Origin of the sequence: Pseudoalteromonas sp. TAE56, assembly GCF_000497955.1 — a bacterium.
Lineage (GTDB): Bacteria > Pseudomonadota > Gammaproteobacteria > Enterobacterales > Alteromonadaceae > Pseudoalteromonas.
This window is the reverse complement of record NZ_AUTN01000131.1, coordinates 24,932-48,961: the sequence shown is the minus strand read 5'-3', so window position 1 is coordinate 48,961 and position 24,030 is coordinate 24,932. Positions and strand designations below refer to the sequence as shown.

The following is a 24,030-nucleotide window of genomic DNA, read 5'->3' as shown; positions in this document are numbered from 1 at the left end:
AAGCCAATGGGCAGCGGGCGCAACAACGCAAGGTATGCGTACGGTTGCTCGTACTTTACAAGAAAAAGCATAATATTTACTAAATTACGCTTTTTACACTAAAAATAGGCACCCTCGGGTGCCTATTTTTTAATTTACAGACAAGCAATTTTATTTCATTTACGGTAAAATCCGTCGCCAATACCTGTTTGAGTTTAATTTTTGCTTAACTCTAAGCTGCGCTCAAATCTTATATCCACCACTGGGGTTTCTAATTATGTCAGATAAGTGCTACATCACAGCTCAACAGCTGCTTGAAGATTCGTTCCGCGTAGCGGCACAAGTATACCAAGATGGCTTTCGTCCTGATTTTATTATTGGTATTTGGCGAGGTGGTGCACCGATCGGTATTGCTGTTCAAGAGTATTACGATTACAAAGGCATTGAGACTGACCACATTGCAGTACGTACATCGTCTTATTACGGTATTGGTAAGCAGTCGAAAGAAATTAAAGTACACGGCTTACATTACATTGTAGAGAACGCAAATGCAGGTGATTCATTACTAATTGTTGATGATGTGTTTGACTCAGGTCGTAGTATTGTTGCATTAAAAGAAAAGCTTTCAGAGCTTATGCGCTTAAACTTGCCACGTGATATTCGTATTGCATGTCCGTACTACAAGCCAAAAAACTCAAAAGTAGACACTGTTCCAGATTATTATATTCATGAGTCTGAAGAGTGGTTAGTGTTCCCGCATGAACTATCGGGTTTAACACCGGATGAAATTATTGCTGGTAAATCTGATCTTGCGAAAATTCATGACATTTTGCTAGAGAAGTAATTAGTAATTTGTATAAATAAAAAAAGGCCGTTAAGGCCTTTTTTTATTTTAAAGCTGAGCAAAGCTATCTACATATTCACTTAGCTTTGGAATATCGACGGCTTGTAAGCCATCGTTACTTCTAAGTACCAAGCCTTTTTCTACGAGTTCTGTAACAACACGTCTGTAAGCTCGCTCAGTGGTAGCAAAGCGTTCGGCTTCAGCATTTACAGTTGGGTAGGCTCTAAGTAGCGTAGGGTTGTTGTTCTCGGCCCTTAGTAAGCAATCTTTAGCTATGTTATAGCTAAGTGGTAGTAATAACTTATCTAAATTGATTTTTTGGTTTTCCTGAAACTTAGCCGCAATAGTTTGTGCGGTGTATAAGCTTAGTTCTGGTTTTTCAAGCAGTAGAGCACGCCAATGCCTTAATTCAATAAGGTTATAAGTTACATCGCTAAAGCACGTTACCGTATATATACACGGATTATTATTTAGCGCTTCTATTTCACCAATAAGGGTGTTGTTACAATCCAATTGTCCTAACAGCAGGCGTCGTCCATTACCTACGTCGTAACTAAACGACACAGTGCCACTGCGTACAAGCACAAGCTTGCTTAAAGGCTGATCTTGATGGATCAGGACTTCTTTTTTTGATTGTTGATAGCTACTACCGGCAAAGGTTAAAAGCTGATCAACCAGGTAACTAGAAAAATGGTATTGAAACATCAATGTGCTCTTCGGACATTTGTCCTATTTATTACATCTTAATGACGATAGCATTAAGACACTAAGAATTTACGCTAACTTGCTATTAATATAATTAGCTTTGCTAAGAGTATTATTTTACCTTCATTTCCCGTGTAATGATTTAAGAATTTGCTGGTATTTTCCGGCAAACTTTTTCAGGTTTTTTAAGCAGGTTAGCTTTTTTATTTTGTTGTAACTTTGCAATACTTATAAGTGCCATAAGCTAGCAGTACATGTAATGCTAACCTAAAGGCTAGGAGAGAACAATTGAGTTGGGAATATTTAGGTTATATTGCATCAGCTTTATTGGTTGCATCGTTAACAATGACAGATGTAGTAAAACTACGTTGGTACAACATGTTTGGTTGTATTGTATTTACTGCATACGGTGTTGCCATTGGCGCAGTGCCTGTTATTTTTACCAACGGCTTATTGTCGCTTGTAAATTTATACCACATTATAAAAATATATCGCCAACCTAAAGTTGAAGACGCTAAAAGCTAAAATAAGTTATCTGCACAAAGTAAGTTAATGGTTTTAATTAAAATCAAAAACTTTAGTTTTTGTGCAGTCCAGCTTGAAGCGTATATAGATAATCTCATATCACTCTACATAACTTATCTTGATGATCCTTTGAACCATTCTGTAACCTCCTATTTGAAAGGTGATTACCATAGGTTTTAATACGTCGAACGTTAGCTAATACCAACCTGCATAAATCTTTGATCAATTTAACGAATTAAATTGCACTATAACGTCGTTAAAAATTTTTTATTTAGAACAACTAGATACAAAAATTTTTGCCTAGTTCTAGCGTAATTTTCTCAACGTTAAATAGACCCCGTATATAAGCAGATTGGTATAAACTCTGTTCGCGGTTAATAAATATATAAATAAGTGCTTCAAAAAATTCCATAAAAAAATCCGATAACAGTAAACTGCTATCGGATTTTTATCTGTTATAACAACCTGCTTATATATGGGGCTATTTAACTCGTTAAATATTTACGCAGGTTGGTACTATGGTATTTAGGTATTTACGCTTTTTCTAAATCTTCAACGTCACCTAAGCCAGCAGTTAGTTCTTCAAGTAATTGCTTTATCTCTTCAGAAGCTAAAATAAAGTCAGCATCAAGTTTTAAAGCCATATCTTCTTTAGGAATATCTGCGTTTTCTTCTTTTAGAGTTTCAGAGTAGCTTAAACGTTTGATAGAGCCATCGTTTTGTAGCATAAACTTAAGACGCTCTTGCCAATCAAGTGCAAGTTTAGTTACGCGTTTACCACTTTCTAAATGCGATTTAACTTCATCACACGATAGGTCATGACCTTTGAGCTTTACTTGTGCGCCGCTGTCGTCTGCTTCTTCAAGTTCAGCGTCTGAGCCAATAGCAAAGCCTTCTGGTGTACTAAAGTTAGTTAACCAATCAGTTAAAAACACATCTAAATCGTAGTTAGCAAACGCAGGTACAACCGGAAGCGTTCCTAGCGATTTACGAAGTAGTGCTAGTAGCTCTTCTGCTTTATTAAAGCTGCCACTATTTACAACAACCCAACCGTTTTCTTGGTCAATAAAGGCAAATTGTAAGCTCGACTTTTTAAATGCTTGAGGTAGAAGAGTATGAAGAATGTTTTCTTTTAATTCGTCTTTTTCTTTCTTTTTAACTGGGCGGTTTTCTTCAGCTTCTATCAGATCAACTTTCTCAGCGACTAGTTCGTTGATAACAGAAGCAGGGAGTACTTTTTCTTCACGTTTAGCGCAAACTAAAATACTTTTTTGAGAAAAGTGAGCTAGCGTTTCGCCGTGTTTTCCAAATGCTTTTGTCCAACCAAATGTTGCAAGCTCTTGACCAGTACATGGGCGAAATAAATCTTGCTCTAATGCTTTATCAAAATCTTCTTGAGTGTATGAAACGTCTTGCTTAAAGCGGTAACAAATAAGGTTACTAAACCACATAGGGGAATTGATCCATTTAAAAATTTGTACAATCATAGCAATAAAAACAGTATCTCGAAATGACTGATTTGTTACCGTTGAATATGAACAAATTTAACGCATGTAGTTTTATTTATTCATATTTATCAAAAATAGGCAGTGGCTTAGCCATGTTCTTCGGAAATTGAATATAGTAACGCAGACCTCTGCCTGGTTCACTCGTTGCATCAATCGATCCACTTAGGGTTTGCTTAACTAAATTAAGCATTATATGGGTACCTAATCCGCTACCGCCTTCATCGCGCTTGGTAGTAAAAAATGGGTCGAATAATTTTTTCAATTGCTCGTTGGTAACGCCATTCCCATCATCTTTGTAATCAATAGTTAAATTGGTGTCATCTGCGCTGATTTTAATATCCATTACACCGTTACTTTTACCTTCAAAGCCATGAATAAGTGAGTTCATAATTAGGTTAGTAAAAATTTGGCTTATAGCCCCTGCGGGTAAATTTAAAACTAAATCATCTGGGCATTCTAATTTTATAGTATGAGATGTCTTTTTTAATTTTGGGTGCAGTGAGCGTATGACTTCGTTAGTGTAATCTTTGAAGTTAATTGTTCTCACTGCCTCACTGGCCTGATCGACCGCTATTTGTTTAAAGCTAGCAATAAGTTCAGAGGCTCTATCTAAATTAGTTGTTAGTAAGCTAGCGCTTTGCTTCGCTTCGTTAATGAATTCTTCTAGTGCTTTTGGCGAAAGCGTTTTTTCGGTATAAGCGTTTTCGAGTTTATTTAAGCGTTCTTGTAAAAATGATATTGCCGTTACACCTATACCAATAGGGGTGTTTATATCGTGTGTAATACCTGCGACAAGTCCACCTAGCGCGGCCATTTTTTCTGTGCCTAATAAACGTTCCTGTGCAAGGCTCAACTCTTCTATATAACGCTGAGATTCAGTTTGCTTTGTAATTAGTTCTTGTTCTGTACTTCGGCGTAAATCAACTTCTTCTGTGAGTACAATTTTTTGTTTTTCGAGTTCGTACTTTTGCTGCTGTAAATCCATCATTGCTTGGCTTAAATTTGATGTTTTACGGGCTACATCTTGTTCAAGTTGTATGTTGTGCTGATCGAGCTTTTCGTTACTTATAATGAGTTCTTTTTGGGTGTGTTCCAGCTCTTTTCTATACTGAACTACTTTATCAATTAGTTTGTTAAACGACTGCTCCATCACTTTTAGTTCGTTATGCTCCTCTGTTTCTATTTCTATGTGTTGACCTTCTAGCTCATCCAGTTCTAAATTTTCTAGCTGCTCAGTGAGCTCAGCTAAAGGGTCTGTAAGAAGTTTTCTAAATGCCATTAAAAATAAAATGATCAAAAAAGTGGTTTTAATCATTGCGTTACCAATCAAAAAGTAGATTGATACCATAATGCGGCTAAAAACAACTTCTCGACTTGAGAATAAGGTAACGTCGCCAACTTGGGTTGCACGGCCTGAAAATTCGAAAATAAGTGGAAAGGTATAACCAAATAAACCCGATTTACTATCTTCTAAAATTACTTCTTCTTGTACTAATTGTTGGTTATATAGTTTATGTATATCGAGCGAACGTCCTAGCTGTGAAATAATTTCACCGCTGTCATCTCGAACTATAATCCCTTCAATCATGGGGATGGCGAGTAGACCTTCTGCTGTTGTAATTGTTTGCTTGGTATTAAGTTCCCAAATAGCGCGTGTTAAGCTGCGACTAAAGGTTTTTTGTAATGTACTCAATTCATCACGGATATAGTCTTTAGTATTAACGTATTCAGCAAGCACTTGTCCGCAAGTCACTACAAAGGTAAGCAAAAAATAGACGGATAAAACGCTAGTCAGCAGCTTCTTAGAAAGACTTTTTTGTAACATGAGTGACTTGTTCATCCTTTATTATTTTTGTAACGTTACGATAGTAATTTAAAAGTTAGTCAATAAACCTCTAAAAATAAATAAAAAAGTTAAAATTTAACAAGATAAGCCCAAAAAGCAGGCGTGTAGCATCAAAGCAATTAAAACAAGCTATGAGTTAGTAAGTTTGTTATCTATTAAGTATTTAAGGTTTTATTGGTATTTGCCTTGGTTAATTATATCTTAAACGGATTTATTCTATATTTATCATTGTATTAAATTATTAATGCGCTGAGTGCTTGGAGGCGTGTTAAAGTGTCTAAAATGCGAAGGAAGGTATTTTAGTAACCTTTTAATAAATTTGATGGTTGTGTAGTAGTAAACATGATGAAATTTTCGATATTAGTCTGTGACGATTCTGCAGTCGCCCGTAAACAAGTTGTGCGGTGTTTGAATGAATGTATAGACGCTCAAATACAACAAGCTACAAATGGAGCGCATGCTCTAGAACTTTTACGGGCACAAAGCTTTGATTTGCTATGCTTAGACCTCACGATGCCCGAAGTTGATGGTATACAAGTACTCGAGACTATAAAAACAGAAAAAATAGAGTGTTTTGTTTTAGTTATTTCCGCCGATATACAAGAGAAAATGAAGCAACGAGTCGCTCAACTTGGCGCAATAGACTTTATCGATAAACCTATCAATAAATCTAACTTAAACGAAATATTGCATAAATTTGGCATTCATTAGGTTTTTTCATGTTAAAAAAGGATGTTTTATCTTTTGATTTAGGGTTGACAGCATAGCCTTTGTTAAGGCAGTCTTAACATATGAAAACAATTAATCGCGTACTGACCATAATTATTACAACCATCATTCTTACTGGATAGTGGCATAGGTCGGTGCAACAAATTTAAAGGCCTGTGTTCACTTAGAACACAGGCCTTTTTTCGTTTTATGGGATGAGGAACATAAACAATGCGAGTTTTAAAATTTGGTGGGTCTTCGCTTGCCGACTATGCATGCTTACAACAGGTAGCTCAGCTAGTTAAAGCACAATTAAAAGATGAAATGTTATTGGTACTTTCTGCTCCCGGTGGAATGACCGATTCGCTAGTTGCACTTGCAAGTGCCGCAGAGCAAGGCTCAGATTTTTCGCAGCAATGGCAAGCATTGGTTAGCCGCTGTGAAGGTTTAAAAGCTGACGTTGAAAAAAGTGGTGGTGTAGTTACAAGTTGGCCAAACTTAGGCGAGCTTAAAAATAAACTAGATGGCGTGTCACTTATACAGTGTTGCCCTGATCAGGTTCGCGCATTTGTGATTAGCTTTGGAGAGCGCGTGAGCGTTTCTTTAATGCAGGCTTTATTGAGCTCGCATGATGCAAGATACTTAGAAGCAACCAGCTGCATTGCTTCAACGGGTGGCTACATTGATGCAGAGGCTGATTTAGTAACAAGTAAAGCGCGCTTTCAAGCTGTGCTTAAAGAAAGCCCTGCAACTATTTATATCATGCCTGGTTTTACAGCGAGTAATGATAAAGGTGAGCTTACAACGCTTGGTCGTAATGGCTCAGATTACTCAGCAGCAATTGCAGCAGCATGTTTAGAAGCTGAAATTTGCCAAATTTGGACAGACGTTGATGGTGTATACAGTGCTGATCCTCGTTATATTAAAAAAGCGACTAAAGTAGATTTTTTATCTTATAAAGAAGCGATGGAGCTTTCTTACTTTGGTGCAAAAGTACTTCACCCTAAAACAATTTTACCATGTGCTAAAGCGGGCGTGCCGTGCGAAATTAAAAATACGCATAACCCAGACGCACAAGGCTCATTAATTGGTAACGATTATTCATCAGATGAGCCAGTAAAAGCGCTTTCGAGCCTACAAGACCTTGCAATGTTAACTGTTTCAGGGCCAGGCATGAAAGGCAAAGTAGGTATGGCGTCTAAGGTATTTAACGCGCTTGCTCACGATAACGTATCAATTGTATTAATCACTCAGTCATCATGCGAGTTTAGCATTAGCTTTTGTGTGCACGAAACAGACCTAGCACTTGCACTTGACGCGCTACAAACTGCATTTGAGCTTGAGTTACAAGCAGGGCTTATTGAGCCTGTACAAGTGCAGCGCAATTTAGCCATTGTTACTTTAGTGGGCGATAACATGCGCGCGCACCGTGGCTTAGCGGCTAAGTTTTTTGCATCTCTTGCACAAGCTCAAGTAAATATTGTGGCAATTGCACAGGATTCTACAGAAAGTGCTATTTCTGCGGTAATTGATGGTGAGTTATGTAACGACGCCGTGAAAATATGCCATGAAAACTTTTTCACGCATGTGCCGTCAATTGATGTGTTTTTACTAGGTTGTGGCTTAGTAGGGCAAGAGCTTATTAATCAGCTTGAGCGTCAGCAAGCGTGGCTTGAAAAACGTAATATTAAACTTAACTTGTATGGTGTTGCTAACTCTCGTCAATTACACCTAGATAGTGAAGGTATTGCTTTTGGCGATTGGCAGCAAAAATTGGCCTCATCTGAGCAGGCATTTGATTTAAAACTAGTAGAGCAGTTTGTTAAGCAAAATCATTTAGTAAATCCTGTACTTGTTGATTGTACGTCGTCGGATGCACTTGCTGCGCAGTATGTAGACTTTTTAAATGCAGGTTTTCATGTGGTTGCTGCCAATAAAAAAGCAACAACAAGCTCATACACGTATTACCAAGATTTAATTGCAGCAACGCAAAAGAATAATCGTAAATTTTTATACGAAACAAACGTAGGTGCAGGCTTACCAGTAATCGACAACTTACAGTCATTATTTGGTGCGGGTGATGAGTTATTAGAGTTTAGCGGTATTTTATCAGGTTCACTTTCGTATATGTTTGGCGCACTTCAAGATGGTTTATCACTTTCTGAGGCAACTATTAAAGCCAAAGAAAGCGGTTTTACTGAGCCCGATCCTCGTGATGATTTATCGGGTACCGATGTAGCACGTAAGTTATTGATCATTGCTCGCGAAGCCGGTATGAAATTAGAGTTAAGCGATATTGAAGTTGAGTCTGTATTACCATCAGGTTTTGCACAGGGCGATAGCGTTGATGAGTTTATGGCAAAACTACCAAGCTTAGATGCTGATTTTAACAAGCTTATTCAAAGTGCTGCTAGTGAAGGCAAAGTACTTCGCTATGTAGGCACAATTAAAGAAGGCCACTGTAAAGTAGGTATTGAAGCAGTAGATGCCAAACATGCACTTAGTGTCATTCGTGATGGTGAAAACGCGCTGGCTATTTTAAGCCAATATTATCAGCCACGTCCGTTTGTAATTCGTGGTTATGGCGCTGGCTCAGAAGTAACAGCCGCAGGTGTATTTGCTGATATTTTAAAAACGTTATCGCGCTAGGAGATCGTTATGATTGAAGTATATGCTCCGGCGTCTATTGGTAATTTTGCTGTAGGTTTTGATGCACTTGGCGCAGCGCTTGCGCCAATTGATGGCAGTTTATTAGGCGATGTAGCCGTTGTAAGCGCAGCACCAAGCGACGAATTTATTTGCACAGGCGAGTACGCTCACAAGTTACCAAGTGATGCTAATGAAAATTTAGCGTACCAGTGCTTAGTGCATTTTAGAGCGCATGTTGCGCCTAATATGCCAAGCGTAAAGCTCGAGCTTAAAAAGAACTTACCAATTGGATCTGGACTTGGCTCTAGTGCGTGTTCGGTTGTGGCTACTTTTGCTGCCCTTGATAAGTTTGCAAAAACTAATTTAAGTCAGGTTGAGCTTATTGAACTGATGGCTGACTTTGAAGCTGTAGTAAGCGGCGGTCGTCATTACGACAACATCACGCCATGTTATTTAGGTGGTTTGCAGTTAACTGGTGATTTAATTCCTGATAAATCAATTACACTGCCTGTTGATGAAAACTGGTACTACGTTGCTGCGTTTCCTGGTTTTTCGCTTAATACCGCAAAAGCGCGCTCTGTTTTACCAAAAGAGTTGAGCATGCATGCAAGTGTTGAGTTTGCTCAGCGTTTATCGGCATTTAGTAGCTTGCTGTTAACTAATCGTTTTGACGATGCGCTAAGCATAATGAAAGATGAAATAGCAGAACCTTACCGCGCACCGCTTATTAAAGGTTTTAGTGAAGCCAAAGCAAGCTTGCCAGCGCTGGGCGCTGAAATAGTCAGTATTTCGGGCGCAGGACCCACCTTGTTTAGCGTATGTAAAACACTTGAAGCTGCACAGCAATGCGCGCAGTGGTTAGAAACCAATTACATTAACGAGCAAGGCTTTTGCCACATTTGTAAATTAGATAACGACGGCACGCGTCAACTAACAGTTTTATAGGATAGGTAGTCATGCAATTACATAATTTAAAAGATAGCTCACAAAAAGTGTCGTTCGTTGAAGCCGTAAAAACAGGTTTGGGTCGTAACCAAGGTGTATTTTTTCCAGAATCACTAGCCCCACTGTCCGATGTTGATGCATTGCTTGATATGGACTTTGTTACGCGCAGCGGCAAAATATTATCTCACCTAATTGGAGATGAGCTACCAAGCGATACTGTGGCACAAATGGTTAAAAATGCATTTAACTTTCCCGTTAAGCTGGTGGAAGTACAAGATAACACATACTGTTTAGAGCTGTTTCATGGTCCTACACTTGCGTTTAAAGACTTTGGTGGTCGCTTTATGGCAGAGTGTTTAACGCAGTTTAATAAAGATGAAAAAGTAACTATTTTAACAGCAACATCGGGCGATACCGGTGCAGCTGTAGCGCATGCTTTTTACAATAAACCAAATATCGACGTAGTAATTTTATACCCTAAAGGCAAAATTTCACTTGCTCAGCAAAAGCTATTTACTACGCTAGGTAACAATATTCATTGTTATGCAGTTGAGGGCAGCTTTGATGATTGCCAAGAGCTAGTTAAAAATGCCTTTTTAGATGAAGAAGTTAAATCAACACTTGGGCTTAACTCAGCTAACTCAATTAATATTAGCCGTTTAGTTGCTCAGGTTTGTTACTACTTTGAAGCCATTGCACAGTTACCGAAAGAAAAACGCGCAACAGCGCATATATCAGTGCCTAGTGGTAACTTTGGTAATGTGTGCGCCGCAATGATTGGTGCGGTTATTGGTTTACCTGTAGGTAAATTAAGCGCAACAACAAACCAAAACGATACTGTGCCGCGCTTTATGCTTGATAAAAACTGGACGCCAAATGCAACACTTGAGTCGCTTTCAAATGCGATGGATGTAAGTAAGCCAAACAATTGGCCGCGTGTACAAACAATGTTAGATAATAACTGGTTTAGCTACGATAATTTTTATTCAACAAGCGTAAACGAGCAAGACACGCAAGCCGTGATGAAAAAAATTCAACAAACTGGCTATATTGCAGAGCCTCATACTGCTATTGCTTACCAAGGTCTTGTTGAAAATCGTGCACCTGGTGCCGCGGGTATCTTTTTAGCGACCGCTCATCCTGCTAAGTTTAAAGAAAGCGTAGAGGGTATTCTAAATATTGAATTAGGTATGCCAAAACCACTTGCTGATGCACTAGCAAAACCATGCCTAGCAAGCGATATGAACGCCGATTACGACGCGTTACGTACCGAAATACTTGATAAACTAGGCTAAGTTAAATTACAAGAAAAAGCGGCTTGAGCCGCTTTTTTTATAACTTTAAACGGATGAATACATTTAGTTATATTTACTAATTAAATGTAGTAAATATAATTCATTTAAAATTATTATGGCTTTATAAAAAAATATCATCTTAAAAGGGCTGTGAAATAGTTTCAATCCCTGTTTAAATATCCTCAACTTAAGAGCGTAGGCAAAGAGTCGTTTAAAGCGTACAATAAAGCCTCTAAAAAACACCATACACGTTGCCCTAGGAGACCCCAATGTTAGAACGTAGCATGAATATTTCGGATTTTGATCCAGAGTTATTTGACGCGATAACCAAAGAAACTGCTCGCCAAGAAGAGCATATCGAACTAATCGCTTCAGAAAACTACTGTAGCCCACGCGTACTAGAAGCGCAGGGTTCACAGCTTACAAACAAATACGCAGAAGGTTACCCTGGCAAACGTTATTATGGCGGTTGTGAGCATGTAGATGTTGTTGAGCAATTAGCAATTGACCGTGCTAACGAATTATTTGGTTCTGACTACGCTAACGTACAGCCACATGCTGGTTCGCAAGCAAATGCAGCTGTTTTTCTAGCATTATTAGATGCTGGCGATACTGTACTAGGTATGAGCTTAGCTCATGGTGGTCACTTAACTCACGGTTCTCACGTAAGTTTTTCTGGTAAGCTTTACAACGCAATCCAATACGGACTAGATGAAGCTACGGGCGAAATTGATTATGCACAAGTTGAAGCACTAGCACTTGAGCACAAACCAAAAATGATCATTGGTGGTTTCTCAGCGTACTCAGGTATTGTTGATTGGGCTAAATTCCGTGAAATTGCTGACAAAATCGGTGCTTATCTGTTTGTTGATATGGCTCACGTTGCGGGTTTAATTGCGGCAGGCGTTTACCCAAGCCCAGTTCCTCATGCACACGTTGTAACTACAACTACGCATAAAACACTTGCAGGCCCTCGTGGTGGTTTGATTATTTCTGCATGTGGCGACGAAGCAATCTACAAAAAGCTTAACAGCGCTGTTTTCCCTGGTGGTCAAGGCGGTCCTTTATGTCATGTTATTGCAGCAAAAGCAGTGGCATTTAAAGAAGCACTTCAACCAGAGTTTAAAGTATACCAAACACAAGTTGTTAAAAACGCAAAAGCAATGGTCGCAGTTATGCAAGAACGTGGCTACAAAATCGTATCTGACAAAACTGAAAACCACTTATTCTTACTCGATTTAATCGACAAAGATATTACTGGTAAAGATGCAGACGCAGCCCTTGGTAACGCTAATATCACCGTTAATAAAAACTCAGTGCCAAACGATCCACGTTCACCGTTTGTAACATCTGGTTTGCGTATTGGTTCTCCTGCAATTACTCGCCGTGGTTTTAAAGAAGCAGAATCAAAAGAGCTTGCTGGCTGGATTTGTGACGTACTAGATAACATCACTGATGAATCTGTACAGGCGCAAGTTAAAGAAAAAGTTAAAGCAATTTGTGCAAAATTACCTGTTTACGCTTAATTGCATAAGCAGCAGTAATTGAGAGCACATAGGCTAAGGGCCTGTTTATCTTTCGAGGTTTAATTTGCAGTAGTATGTTTGGTTTTTAGGCAAGGCAGAGTCTATGTAGTGTGGTTACTCCACACAAATAGGCGATAACGCAGCATAAATGCCAAACATGCACTGCCCTCGGGTTCGTCCTAGGGGCGATTTACTCTTTGTTGCTCGGTTTTTACTTAGCCCACTAGGTTACAAACCTCGCGCCGCGATTAAATCGCCCCTAGATAGAACAAATTTAATCCTGAAAGGTCAACAGGCCCTATTTTTTTGCTAAGATAAAAGACCGCTATTTAGCGGTCTTTTTTGTTTTAAAACGGAAGTACCGAGCTATGCATTGTCCATTTTGTACCGCAAAAGATACTAAAGTTATTGACTCACGCCTTGTTGGCGGAGGCCATCAAGTTCGCAGGCGTCGTGAGTGTAACGACTGCCACGAGCGCTTTACTACATTTGAAGGCGCTGAACTGGTTATGCCTCGTGTTATTAAACAAGACGGCAGCCGTGAACCATTTAACGAAGATAAATTATTAAATGGCTTAAATCGCGCACTCGAAAAGCGCCCAGTGAGCACAGAGCAAGTAGATGAAGTCGTGAATATAATAAAATCGCAACTACGCGCAACGGGTGAGCGAGAAATTTCAAGCCATTTGGTGGGTGAATGTATTATGGAAGCCCTCAAAAAGCTCGATAAAGTAGCGTACGTAAGATTTGCATCTGTTTATCGCTCGTTTGAAGATATACGCGAATTTGGCGAAGAGATTGCCCGCTTAGGGGAGTAATACCAATTTTATTAAAACATGATCATTCTATCGCATTAAATAGCGCACTCACTGCGTTAAAAATTATTTATATAGAATAACTATATGTCATAATTTTCGCCTTGTTATTACGCTATTTTCTTAGCGCTATAATAGAACACTTATTTAACGCAATTGGTATAACAATGCAAAGCCAAACTACTTTTACCGAACATGACGAAATGTATATGGCACGCGCCATAGAACTTGCCAAAAAAGGCGAGTTTACTACCACGCCTAACCCTAATGTTGGCTGTGTATTAGTTAAGAATAATCAAATAATTGGCGAGGGTTTTCATCAATTAGCAGGTCAAGGCCATGCAGAAGTAAATGCACTGGCAATAGCGGGTAATAATGCACAAGGTGCAACGGCTTATGTAACGCTTGAACCTTGTAGTCATTATGGGCGTACGCCACCGTGTGCTGAAGGCTTAAAAAAGGCGGGCGTTGTAAAAGTAATTGCCGCTATGGTTGATACAAACCCACAGGTTGCGGGCAAAGGCCTTAAAATACTGAGCGATGCCGGTATTGAAGTTGCTTATGGATTACTTGAATCACAAGCACGCGCACTTAACGTTGGCTTTTTTAAGCGAATGGAGCAAGGCTTACCTTATGTGACCTGTAAAATGGCAGCAAGTATAGATGGTAAAACAGCGCTTAAAAATGGACAAAGTAAGTGGATCACAAGTCCAGCGGCTCGCCAAGACGTACAATTATACCGAGCGAAAAGTTGCGCTATTTTAACTGGTGCCGATACCGTGTTAGTAGACGATGCTAAACTTAATGTACGACTAAGCGAGTTGCCTTGCACGCTACCTACCAATTTACCGCTTCGCCAGCCCGTGCGTGTTATTATTGACTCTCAAAACCGTTTAACGCCTAACCTTGCTTTATTTAAAATCCAAAGTGATGTAATAATATTTACGACTAAGGTTGATAAATCATTGCAATGGCCGCATTTTGTAAAACATATTGAAGTAAGTGAAAGCAATGGCAAAGTTGATTTACAGGCTGTTTTAGAAAAGCTTGGGCAACTAGAGTTTAATAATGTTTGGCTTGAAGCTGGGGCAACACTTGCTGGTAAAATGACAGAGCTTGATTTAATAGATGAGTTTGTTTTTTATTTAGCGCCTAAACTCATGGGTCATGATGCAAAAAGTTTAGTTAATTTTCCTGAATTGACGAGTATGCAAAACACCGTTGATTTAACATTTAATGAATGTGCGCGCATTGGTGACGATTTACGTATCACCGCGTTAAAAACTCATTAAAATCACTTAATAAAAAAGAGTAGCGCTATGTTTACTGGGATAATAGAAGCCACAGGCAAAATTGCTTTATTACAAAAAAAACAAGGCGACTTAGCCATTCGTATCCAAAGTGCTGATCTTGATATGAAAGACGTAAAGCTAGGCGACAGCATTGCAACCAATGGCGTTTGCTTAACCGTAGTTGATAAACATATTGACGGTTTTAGTGCTGATTTATCTAACGAGACGATTGGTTTAACCGGTTTTGCTCACTATGCTTTAGGGCAAACGGTGAATCTTGAAAAAGCCATGCAACCTGTATCGCGTTTGGGCGGTCATTTAGTGTCTGGCCATGTTGATGGCATAGCAACTATTACAAGCATTACAGCAAACGCTCGAGCAACAGAATATTGGCTTACAACCGAAGAAAGTTTAATGAAATACATTCCGTACAAAGGTTCGGTATGTATTGATGGTATAAGCCTGACAGTAAACGCTGTAGAGGGCAATAAATTCAAATTAACAATTGTCCCACACACGAGTGAGCAAACCACAATTGCTCATTTTAAAGTAGGTACCCAAGTTAATTTAGAAGTCGATCAAATTGCACGTTATTTAGAGCGCCTTATAAAGGGTGCAGAGCAACCAACGGGCTCTGATATTTCGATGAGCTTACTCGCTAAAGCGGGTTTTATTAAATAACGAAACTGACAACTTACACGAGCAAATTTATGAATTTACACAGCGCGCAAGAAATCATCGATGATATTAAAGCCGGTAAAATGGTTATTTTAATGGATGATGAAGATAGAGAAAATGAAGGCGATTTAATAATAGCTGCTGAGCATATTAGCGCAGAAGCGATTAACTTTATGGCCACTCATGGCCGTGGTTTAATATGTTTAACCATGACGCAAGAGCGTTGCGAGCAACTTGATTTACCGTTAATGGTTAAAAACAATGGTGCTGCATTTTCGACTAACTTTACAATGTCGATAGAAGCATCAAAAGGTGTTACAACCGGTATTTCAGCTGCAGATAGAGCGCGTACAGTACAAGCGGCTATAGCTAAAGGCGCAGTCCCAAGTGATATTGTTCAGCCTGGTCATATTTTTCCCATTATGGCACAACCTGGTGGCGTGTTAACTCGTGCAGGACACACTGAAGCAGGTTGTGATTTAGCGCGTTTAGCTGGGCTTGAAGCATCATCTGTTATTGTTGAAATACTTAATGCCGATGGCACTATGGCACGACGCCCTGATTTAGAAGTTTTTGCGAAAGAGCACGGTATTAAAATTGGTACTATTGCTGATTTAATCGAATACCGTAACTTAAACGAAACAACAATTGAGCAAGTTGCAAAATGTAAGTTACCAACTATTCACGGTAAATTTGATTTAGTTACTTACAAAGACACAATTGACGGCCAATTACATTACGTTTTGCTTAAAGGCGATATAAAAGAGCAAGAGCCGACAAATGTACGTGTACATTTGCAAAGTACCTTTAACGATATTCTACTTTCAGATAGAAGTGCTGACCGTAGTTGGGGCCTTTCAGAAGCAATGGCTTATATTGCTAAAAACAAAGGTGCTTTAGTTATTTTAGGTAAACAAGAAAGCACTGAAGAATTAGAGGCGACTGTAAAAGCATTCGCAGCAGCTGATGCTGGCGAAAGTGTTACGCCACGTAAATTTAAAGGTACATCGCGTACTGTTGGCGTAGGCTCGCAAATACTTGCAGATCTTGGAATTAAACAAATGCGATTAATGAGTCGGCCTAAAAAGTACCATGCACTTTCGGGCTTTCATTTAGAAGTTGTTGATTACGTTGAGCCGCAATAAGCGCTCTGCTTTTAACTAGTCTATTATTTTATTTTTATGGTATGATGCGCAGCAATTTTTGCGCAATCGCAACCGCTTGAACTTATTTTTAGGGTTATCAAATGAAAATTATTGAAGGTAATAAGTACGCTCCAGGCAAGAAGTTTGCCATTGTCATTTCTCGTTTTAATGACTTTATTGGTAGCAGTCTCCTTGCAGGTGCTGTTGATGAGCTAAAACGCACTGGTGGCGTATCTGATGACGACATTACCGTTATTTATGTACCAGGCGCGGTAGAATTACCTTTAGCGGCTAAACGCGTTGCGGCAAAAAAAGAGTATGATGCAATCATCGCATTAGGCGTAGTGATCAGAGGTGGGACACCACACTTTGACCTAGTTGCTGGCGAATCAAACAAAGGTCTTGCGCAAGTATCACTTGAGTATGATATCCCGGTTGCATTTGGCGTATTAACCACAGAAAGCATTGAACAAGCAATTGAGCGTGCTGGCACCAAAATGGGCAACAAAGGCGGCGAAGCTGCTTTAGGCGCGCTTGAAATGGTTAATGTGTTAGATAAAATTTAAGTTTAAGGAATTTTTGTGAAACCAGCAGCAAGACGTAAAGCACGTATCTTAGCACTCCAAGCCGTTTATTCTTGGCAAATAAGTGGCAATCTAATTGCCGATATCGAACAACAAATGTTGATCGAGACAGACGTTACTAAAATAGATGTTGAATACTTTAAAGATTTAGCGACAGGGGTTGCTGTAAATTACAAGCAACTAGATGAAGCTGTATCACCACATTTAACACGTCCGTTTAATGACTTAGATATGGTTGAGCGCGCAATTTTACGTTTAAGCAGCTATGAACTTAAGTTCCGTGACGATGTACCTTACAAGGTTGCTATCAACGAAGGTATTGAGCTGGCCAAAATATTTGGCGCTGAAGATAGTCATAAATTTGTAAACGGTGTACTTGATAAAGCTGTTAAGCATTTACGCAAGTAAGTAACCGTTAAAGAGGGGAGCCGGCATAGGCCGGCTTTTTTGTGTATGAAGGAATTTGAATTAATTAACCGCTACTTTAAAGGTCGCGGGATCACCCGTCGTGATGTAAACCTAGGTATAGGGGATGATTGCGCTTTAGTAACCGTTCCACAAAACTGCCAACTTGCCGTTACAACAGACACTCTTGTTGCTGGCGTACACTTTTTCGATGATATTTCCCCTCGAGCATTAGGTCACAGAGCGCTTGCTGTTAACTTAAGTGACTTAGCGGCAATGGGCGCTGAGCCAACATGGGTTTCAGTTGCGTTAACTTTGCCAAGTATTGACCCACAGTGGATTGAAGAGTTTACTGAAGGCATGCATGAAATTGCTGAGTACTTTAATGTGCAAATTATAGGTGGCGATACCACACAAGGTCCATTAACTATTACTATTTGTGCTAAAGGGACTGTTCCAGAAGGTACTGCACTTCGCCGTAGTGGTGCAAAAGTAGGTGATTGGATTTATGTTACGGGTCCGCTAGGTGATGCTGGACTTGCAATTGAATCTCGCAAGCAAGGTATAAATATTGAGCCAGAGCATTTAAAGTACTTAAATAAACGCTTTGACTTTCCAACACCACGAGTTGCTGCAGGGCAGGTGTTACGAGGCCTTGCATCATCCGCTATTGATGTATCGGACGGTTTAATCGCAGATCTAAGTCATATACTAGATATGTCGCAAGTAAACGCTGTGGTGAACATTGAAAGCATTCCGACCTCAGATGCAATGCAAGCAAGCCTTGATTTTAATCAGCAGCTTCCATTTATTCTCAGTTACGGTGATGATTACGAATTAATTTTTACTGTACCTGATAGTAATAAAAGTATGTTAGATATAAAACTACGTCAGTATGGCGTAGATGCAACATGCATAGGCCAAATTAAAAGTGGCGATGGCCAAATTGAGCTTTTACACAACGGTGAAAAGTTTGATTTTAAGCAGCAAGGTTTTGAGCATTTTGCAAAGGAGCTGGTTTGAACAAAAACCGAAAGTTTAATTTAAAGCGTCCACATCAGTTTTTTGGTCTGGGCTTTGGTACTGGGTTAGCCCCTAAAGCACCTGGTACATTTGGTACATTTGCTGCACTGCCATTTATTTTTATGACTATGTATTATCCACTATGGCTGCAAATTGTGTTTGCTGTAGTGATCAGTATATTTGGTATATGGGCGTGTGGTAAAACAGCTGATGATTTAGGCGTACATGACCATCCTGCTATTGTATGGGATGAAGTGGCGGGTTATTACATTACAATGATTGGCGCAGCACTTAGCTGGCAAACATTACTCGTGGGTTTTTTGTTATTTCGCTTTTTTGATATAGCTAAACCTGGCCCAATCCGTATGCTAGATAAGCGAGTACATGGTGGTTTAGGTATTATGGCCGACGATATACTAGCGGGCATTTTTTCGCTTATATGCTTACAGGCGTTAATAAAAGTGGGTTTACTACCCTTTTAATTTTTTATATTTGATTTGTTTAACTAGGTGGCAGCAATATGATGCGATTTTTACTGGTTTGTGTACTGATGTTGTGCGCGACACCAAGTTGGGCTTCAATTACTGATTACGTAGTTAAGCAATGGAATATAAAAGATGGTTTACCTTCGCAATCGCTTAAAAGCGTAGTACAAGACCAGCAAGGATATATGTGGCTTGGTACTCAGTTTGGCTTAAGTCGTTTTGATGGTACAACATTTACAAACTACAATACGCAGAATAGCCCATTCTTGCCTAGTAATGGTATTAATAAACTTTTAGTCGATTCAAGTGGTTTGTTGTGGGTGGGTACCAAAAGTGGTTTAGTAGTTATTAATCCAGCCACATTTGCAGCGCAAGAGTTTAATATTAAAGGTCCAGTAAGAGATATTCTTGAGGACTCTAAAGGCAGCATATGGATTGCAGCCAATGGTTTGTACTATGTAGATAGAGGGCAAGTTGATTTACGCACTCAAGTAAATGGACCCCTACCTATTGTAAATGCTACCGTAATTACCCAAATTGTTGGCTCTGTTAGCCAAATGGCACTCTCTCCTGAAGGTATTTGGCTGGTTAACGATCGTCATTTATTACGCCTTACAAAAAATTCATCTGATTTTTCTAAACTACGTTTAGAACTTACCGCTAAAATATCGTTACCAGAGCGCTTAGCGCAAACCATAGTGCACGATTTATCATTCTTAAATGGTAATTTGTATATAGCCTCTGAGCTAGGTGCATACTTTTTAGATTTAGATGACGAACTAAGACCTTTTCCTTTACCTAATGCAAATAACTCAGCCGTTTATAAGTTTATGAGTGATACCGATGGTGGGTTGTGGGTCTCAACTTACGGGCGGTTATTGTTCAGAGATAAAACTGGTGAGTGGCAATGGGTAGAGCCAAGCCAACTTGATCAAAGCATATGGTTTGCTGATATTTTTAGAGATGATAAAAATAACGTTTGGTTAGCAAGTTTTAGTGAAGGCTTATGGCTTGCCCACGAAGGGCGAGTAGAAAGGCATTCAGCAGTTTCAAATATGACCGAATCTGTTATGGCTATTAGCCAAGCTCCCGATGGAAAACTGTGGGTTGCTAACAAAAGTGGCATTGGTTATTTCGATTTAGATAAAAGTTTTATTAATTTAGTTCCAAGTAGTAAATATGGATACGCGTCAGTACACGATCTCCAATTTGACGGTGAGCGATTATATATAGCCACTGGGCGTGGCTTATTTGTTTTTGAAAACAAGACACTCTATACAGTCCCTGGTCGAGCGCTTCGCGATAACCCGGTATTTGCAATAAGTCGCTCTAGTAAAGGCGGTTTTTGGATTGGTACAGGACGTGGTTTATACCGATTAAATTATGCTGGTTTAACACCTTTTGCATATAACGCTTTTTTAGGTAGTAAGTTTATTACCTACGTATTGGATAAAACAAATTTTGGTGTGATTGGTACTAGTAAAGGCGCATATTACTTTACAGACCGTGGCATTGAAAAAATTGGTGACCAAACAACACTTGAAAGTGCATACGTAACTAGCGTGCTACATATAGATGGCGTGGGTATTTTAATTGGCTCTCTTAACGATGGGCTTTTTTACAGAAGTACACAAGGGCAGTGGCGCCAACTCGATGCAGCTAATGGTTTACCGTATGGTTCTATATTCAGCCTAGAATATGATGAAAAGTTAAAACATGTTTGGGTAAGCACCATGAAAGGTGTTTACAGAATGCCTGTAGCGCAATTTAAAACAGAGATAAAAAGCTTAAAAGTTGAAGAAGTAATTTCATCTTTTGACCGCCAACTCGATGGTAAAGCGAATCAATGTTGTAGTGGACTAGGGCATGATGCAGTAGCTGACACTGGCAATTCTATTTGGTATCCAAGCTTACAAGGTGTTGTTGAAATCCCTAAAAATGTAGAGCTATTTGGCGTGCTGGCATTAAAGCCAACAATTGAAACAATAACAACACCACTTCGTCATTTAACCACCGCTGCACTTGGTAAAAAACCATCATTAGAGACAGACGAACGTGATATAACGCTTACTTACACTGCTATTGATTACTATGCACCAAACAGTATTGAATTTAGATATAAACTAAGTGGCTTAGATAGTGACTGGCGCTATGCTAATACTCGACGTGAAGCTATTTATACTAACTTACCTCCAGGTTCGTTTTTGTTTCAATTAGAAGCAAAACGCCAGGGTGAAGACTGGGCTAAAGCACAAGAGGTAGAGTACGGTTTTGTAGTGCCTGAGCGCTTTGATGAAACCATTTACTTTAGGCTTTTAATTACCAGTGGCTTTATTTTGCTTTTTTATCTCATTTTTTGGGTGTTTAGAGCGCAAGAGCGCAGAAAACAAGAAGCATTAGAGGGCTTGATCACCGAGCGTACCCTAGAGCTTCGTCAAGCTAATGATAAATTAGGCCAAGTGAATTCACAGCTTAAATTAGTTAGTCACTCAGATGAGCTAACAGGGCTTCGTAGTCGTCGCTTTTTGTTTGATCAACTCCCTAAAGATATTGAACACTTTCAACGTAATTCACAATCGCTGCAGGCACAAGGCAAGTCACTGGTGCTGGTAATTATTAACTTTGATAACTTCAGTCGTATTAACGATGCCTACGGCCCAATTGCTGGTGATAGCTGCTTACAACAAATGGCTGCATTATTAAATTCACGTACGCAGGGCTCTGACTATGTGGCGCGTTGGAGTGGTGATGAGTTTTTATTATTATTACGTGACTTCAAATGTAATAAAATAGACAGCTACGCAGCGGATCTTTGTAAAGTAATCGCGGCTAATTCATTCCAATTACCAAATGGAAAAACAACTAATATTACAGCTTCAATTGGGTGGTCATTCTATCCGTTACCACTTCTAGGTGGGCAGGTAATTAGTTGGGAGACATCTATTAACCTAGCGGATATTTCACTGCACCAAGTTAAAAAGCGCGGTGGTGATGGTGTTGCAAACATTACGTTTGATGATCAGCTTGATGCATTTGAGTTTGAACAAAATTCTAACGTTGATCAACAATTGGGTATTTTACAAAGTAATGGTTTAGCTGATATTAAAGTGTGGATGCGCTGATGAGCAATATTTGACATTAAAAAAGGAGCCTAGGCTCCTTTTTTAATGTGCTGAACTTTAGATGTATAGGAAGTTAATTTATAAATGCTTTAATAGCAGTTAATATACCTTGCTCGCCTAGTCCCATTTCATTGTGCATTTCATCTTGGGTGCCGTGTTTAATAAACTCATCAGGAATACCTAAGTTAAGGATATTAATATTAGCTTTTAGCGTTGCTAAAAATTCGTTAACTGCAGAGCCGGCACCGCCAGCAATCGCATTATCTTCAAGCGTAACAATTACATCGTGGCTAGTTGCAAGCTCATTTAAAAGTGCAGTATCAAGTGGTTTAATAAAACGCATATTAACAAGCGTTGCATCTAATTCATCTGCAGCAAGCTGTGCATTTTCAAGTAATGTACCGAACGATAAAATGGCAATTTTACTGCCTTCCTTAATTGTATCCGCCTTACCTATTTCAAGTAGTTGCATAGTGCTTTCAATGTCTGCAGTACCTGCACTACCTCGAGGGTAACGAACTGCAACAGGGCAGTTTGTTTTATAACCGGTGTATAGCATTTGGCGGCATTCGTTGGTATCGCTTGGTGCCATAATTATCATATTTGGAATGCAGCGCATAAAGCTTAAATCGTACGCACCTTGATGAGTTTCACCGTCGGCTCCAACAATACCTGCGCGGTCAATGGCAAATAATACAGGTAAGTTTTGCAGTGCAACATCATGTATTAATTGGTCATACGCACGTTGTAAAAAGCTTGAGTAAATAGCAACAACAGGTTTTAAACCTTCACAGGCAAAGCCAGCGGCTAAAGTAACGGCATGCTGTTCAGCAATAGCTACATCAAAGTATTGATCTGGATGCTCTTTAGAAAAACGTACCATGCCTGAACCTTCGCGCATTGCAGGCGTGATAGCCATTAACTTGCTGTCTTGTTCGGCCATATCGCATAACCAATCGCCGAATACTTTTGAAAAAGTAGCAGCACTAGGTTTAGATTTAGGAAGACTAGTTGTGCTCGGATCGAATTTTGGTACACCATGGTAGCCAATAGGATCGGCTTCAGCCGGTTTGTAGCCCTTACCTTTTTGCGTTTTTATATGTAAAAGCTGTGGGCCTTTTAAATTACGCATATTACGCAGCGTATCAACAAGCATGTTTACATCGTGACCATCAATGGGACCAATGTAATTTAGGCCTAATTCTTCAAAGAAGGTACCCGGGATCATCATACCTTTAATGTGCTCTTCCATTTTACTGGCAAGTTGCTTTACCGGAGGCACTCCTGAGAGTAACTTTTTACTACCTTCACGAATGTTTGTATAAAAGCTACCTGATAAAATTCGAGCAAAGTGATTTGTTAATGCGCCAACATTTTCAGAAATCGACATTTCGTTATCATTTAAAATAATAAGCATGTCTGATTTTACATCACCTAAATGATTCATTGCTTCAAATGCCATGCCTGCGGTTATAGCTCCATCACCAATAATGGCTACAGACTTTCGACCTTTACCTTCTTTTTGTGCGGCAATAGACATACCTAAAGCAGCTGAAATAGAGGTGCTCGAATGGCCTACGCTAAACGTATCGTATTGGCTTTCATCACGAAAAGGAAAAGGGTGCAAACCGTCTTTTTGGCGAATAGTGTGCATTTGGTCGCGACGACCAGTAAGGATTTTATGCGGATAAGCTTGATGACCCACATCCCAAACTAGGCGATCATCTGGAGTGTTATAAACATAATGCAGCGCAACGGTTAGTTCAACCGTCCCTAAACCAGAAGCTAGATGACCGCTACTTTGCGATACTGAGTTGAGTAAATAATCGCGCAGCTCATTGCTAAATGCAGGGAGTTTGTCTTGCGCTAAGTCGCGCAATTGGGCTGGCTCGTCAACCAAATTAAGTAATGGATACTTGCTACTATCAAGTGTCATGGTTTTATTTATATC

Annotated in this window: 20 protein-coding genes; 16 read left to right on the top strand and 4 right to left on the bottom strand. The window is 39.5% G+C overall.

What is annotated here, in order from left to right:
- Positions 1–256: 256 nt before the first annotated feature.
- On the top strand, positions 257–823 hold the full coding sequence (locus L656_RS0115425; RefSeq protein ID WP_007377478.1) for a phosphoribosyltransferase: 567 nt from the start codon (positions 257–259) through the stop codon (positions 821–823).
- A 48-nt stretch (positions 824–871) separates the two neighbouring features.
- Here L656_RS0115425 and L656_RS0115420 read toward each other — a convergent pair whose 3' ends face one another.
- Positions 872–1,528, bottom strand: a complete 657-nt coding sequence (locus L656_RS0115420) for a Crp/Fnr family transcriptional regulator (protein ID WP_002962665.1) — start codon at positions 1,526–1,528, stop codon at positions 872–874.
- A 288-nt stretch (positions 1,529–1,816) separates the two neighbouring features.
- On the opposite strand from L656_RS0115420, the gene L656_RS0115410 reads away from it, so the two are divergent.
- A complete protein-coding gene (locus tag L656_RS0115410; protein ID WP_002962663.1) occupies positions 1,817–2,053 on the top strand; it encodes a YgjV family protein in 237 nt (78 codons plus the stop codon).
- A gap of 533 nt (positions 2,054–2,586) precedes the next feature.
- Here the strand turns inward: L656_RS0115410 and rdgC are convergent.
- Positions 2,587–3,504, bottom strand: coding sequence for a recombination-associated protein RdgC (gene rdgC, locus L656_RS0115400; protein WP_024599872.1), 918 nt, complete (start codon positions 3,502–3,504; stop codon positions 2,587–2,589).
- A gap of 112 nt (positions 3,505–3,616) precedes the next feature.
- Positions 3,617–5,386, bottom strand: a complete 1,770-nt coding sequence (locus L656_RS0115395) for a sensor histidine kinase (protein ID WP_024599871.1) — start codon at positions 5,384–5,386, stop codon at positions 3,617–3,619.
- 363 nt (positions 5,387–5,749) lie between these two features.
- On the opposite strand from L656_RS0115395, the gene L656_RS0115390 reads away from it, so the two are divergent.
- The 14 genes from L656_RS0115390 (at position 5,750) to L656_RS0115320 (ending at position 22,079) form a co-directional block, all read left to right on the top strand.
- Entirely contained in the window at positions 5,750–6,118 is a 369-nt protein-coding gene (locus L656_RS0115390) for a response regulator (protein WP_007587152.1), read from the top strand.
- A gap of 228 nt (positions 6,119–6,346) precedes the next feature.
- Positions 6,347–8,764 (top strand): bifunctional aspartate kinase/homoserine dehydrogenase I, encoded by a 2,418-nt coding sequence (gene thrA / locus L656_RS0115385; RefSeq protein WP_024599870.1) that lies wholly within the window; start codon positions 6,347–6,349, stop codon positions 8,762–8,764.
- A gap of 9 nt (positions 8,765–8,773) precedes the next feature.
- The gene (gene thrB, locus L656_RS0115380) at positions 8,774–9,709 is read left to right on the top strand and encodes a homoserine kinase (RefSeq protein ID WP_024599869.1); all 936 of its coding nucleotides are present in this window, start codon (positions 8,774–8,776) and stop codon (positions 9,707–9,709) included.
- 11 nt (positions 9,710–9,720) lie between these two features.
- Positions 9,721–11,004, top strand: coding sequence for a threonine synthase (thrC, locus tag L656_RS0115375; RefSeq protein WP_024599868.1), 1,284 nt, complete (start codon positions 9,721–9,723; stop codon positions 11,002–11,004).
- A gap of 269 nt (positions 11,005–11,273) precedes the next feature.
- On the top strand, positions 11,274–12,530 hold the full coding sequence (gene glyA / locus L656_RS0115365) for a serine hydroxymethyltransferase (RefSeq protein ID WP_024599866.1): 1,257 nt from the start codon (positions 11,274–11,276) through the stop codon (positions 12,528–12,530).
- Positions 12,531–12,898: 368 nt separating this feature from the next.
- Positions 12,899–13,348 (top strand): transcriptional regulator NrdR, encoded by a 450-nt coding sequence (gene nrdR / locus L656_RS0115360; protein ID WP_002961761.1) that lies wholly within the window; start codon positions 12,899–12,901, stop codon positions 13,346–13,348.
- A 164-nt stretch (positions 13,349–13,512) separates the two neighbouring features.
- Positions 13,513–14,637, top strand: coding sequence for a bifunctional diaminohydroxyphosphoribosylaminopyrimidine deaminase/5-amino-6-(5-phosphoribosylamino)uracil reductase RibD (ribD, locus tag L656_RS0115355; RefSeq protein WP_024599865.1), 1,125 nt, complete (start codon positions 13,513–13,515; stop codon positions 14,635–14,637).
- A gap of 27 nt (positions 14,638–14,664) precedes the next feature.
- Positions 14,665–15,318, top strand: a complete 654-nt coding sequence (locus L656_RS0115350; protein WP_024599864.1) for a riboflavin synthase — start codon at positions 14,665–14,667, stop codon at positions 15,316–15,318.
- 29 nt (positions 15,319–15,347) lie between these two features.
- Positions 15,348–16,460 (top strand): bifunctional 3,4-dihydroxy-2-butanone-4-phosphate synthase/GTP cyclohydrolase II, encoded by a 1,113-nt coding sequence (gene ribBA / locus L656_RS0115345; protein ID WP_024599863.1) that lies wholly within the window; start codon positions 15,348–15,350, stop codon positions 16,458–16,460.
- A 101-nt stretch (positions 16,461–16,561) separates the two neighbouring features.
- On the top strand, positions 16,562–17,026 hold the full coding sequence (ribH, locus tag L656_RS0115340; RefSeq protein WP_002961753.1) for a 6,7-dimethyl-8-ribityllumazine synthase: 465 nt from the start codon (positions 16,562–16,564) through the stop codon (positions 17,024–17,026).
- A gap of 15 nt (positions 17,027–17,041) precedes the next feature.
- Positions 17,042–17,452 (top strand): transcription antitermination factor NusB, encoded by a 411-nt coding sequence (gene nusB / locus L656_RS0115335; RefSeq protein ID WP_024599862.1) that lies wholly within the window; start codon positions 17,042–17,044, stop codon positions 17,450–17,452.
- Between the two features lie 45 nt (positions 17,453–17,497).
- Positions 17,498–18,472: a thiamine-phosphate kinase gene (thiL, locus tag L656_RS0115330; protein ID WP_024599861.1), complete on the top strand. Its 975-nt coding sequence runs from the start codon at positions 17,498–17,500 to the stop codon at positions 18,470–18,472.
- On the top strand, positions 18,469–18,954 hold the full coding sequence (locus L656_RS0115325) for a phosphatidylglycerophosphatase A family protein (RefSeq protein WP_024599860.1): 486 nt from the start codon (positions 18,469–18,471) through the stop codon (positions 18,952–18,954). The genes thiL and L656_RS0115325 overlap by 4 nt, the downstream gene beginning before the upstream one ends.
- 38 nt (positions 18,955–18,992) lie before the next feature.
- The gene (locus L656_RS0115320) at positions 18,993–22,079 is read left to right on the top strand and encodes a ligand-binding sensor domain-containing diguanylate cyclase (RefSeq protein WP_024599859.1); all 3,087 of its coding nucleotides are present in this window, start codon (positions 18,993–18,995) and stop codon (positions 22,077–22,079) included.
- Between the two features lie 73 nt (positions 22,080–22,152).
- Here the strand turns inward: L656_RS0115320 and dxs are convergent, their stop codons facing one another.
- Positions 22,153–24,015 carry a 1-deoxy-D-xylulose-5-phosphate synthase gene (gene dxs / locus L656_RS0115315; RefSeq protein ID WP_024599858.1) on the bottom strand — a complete coding sequence of 621 codons (1,863 nt, stop codon included), beginning with the start codon at positions 24,013–24,015 and terminating at the stop codon, positions 22,153–22,155.
- Positions 24,016–24,030: the final 15 nt, after the last annotated feature.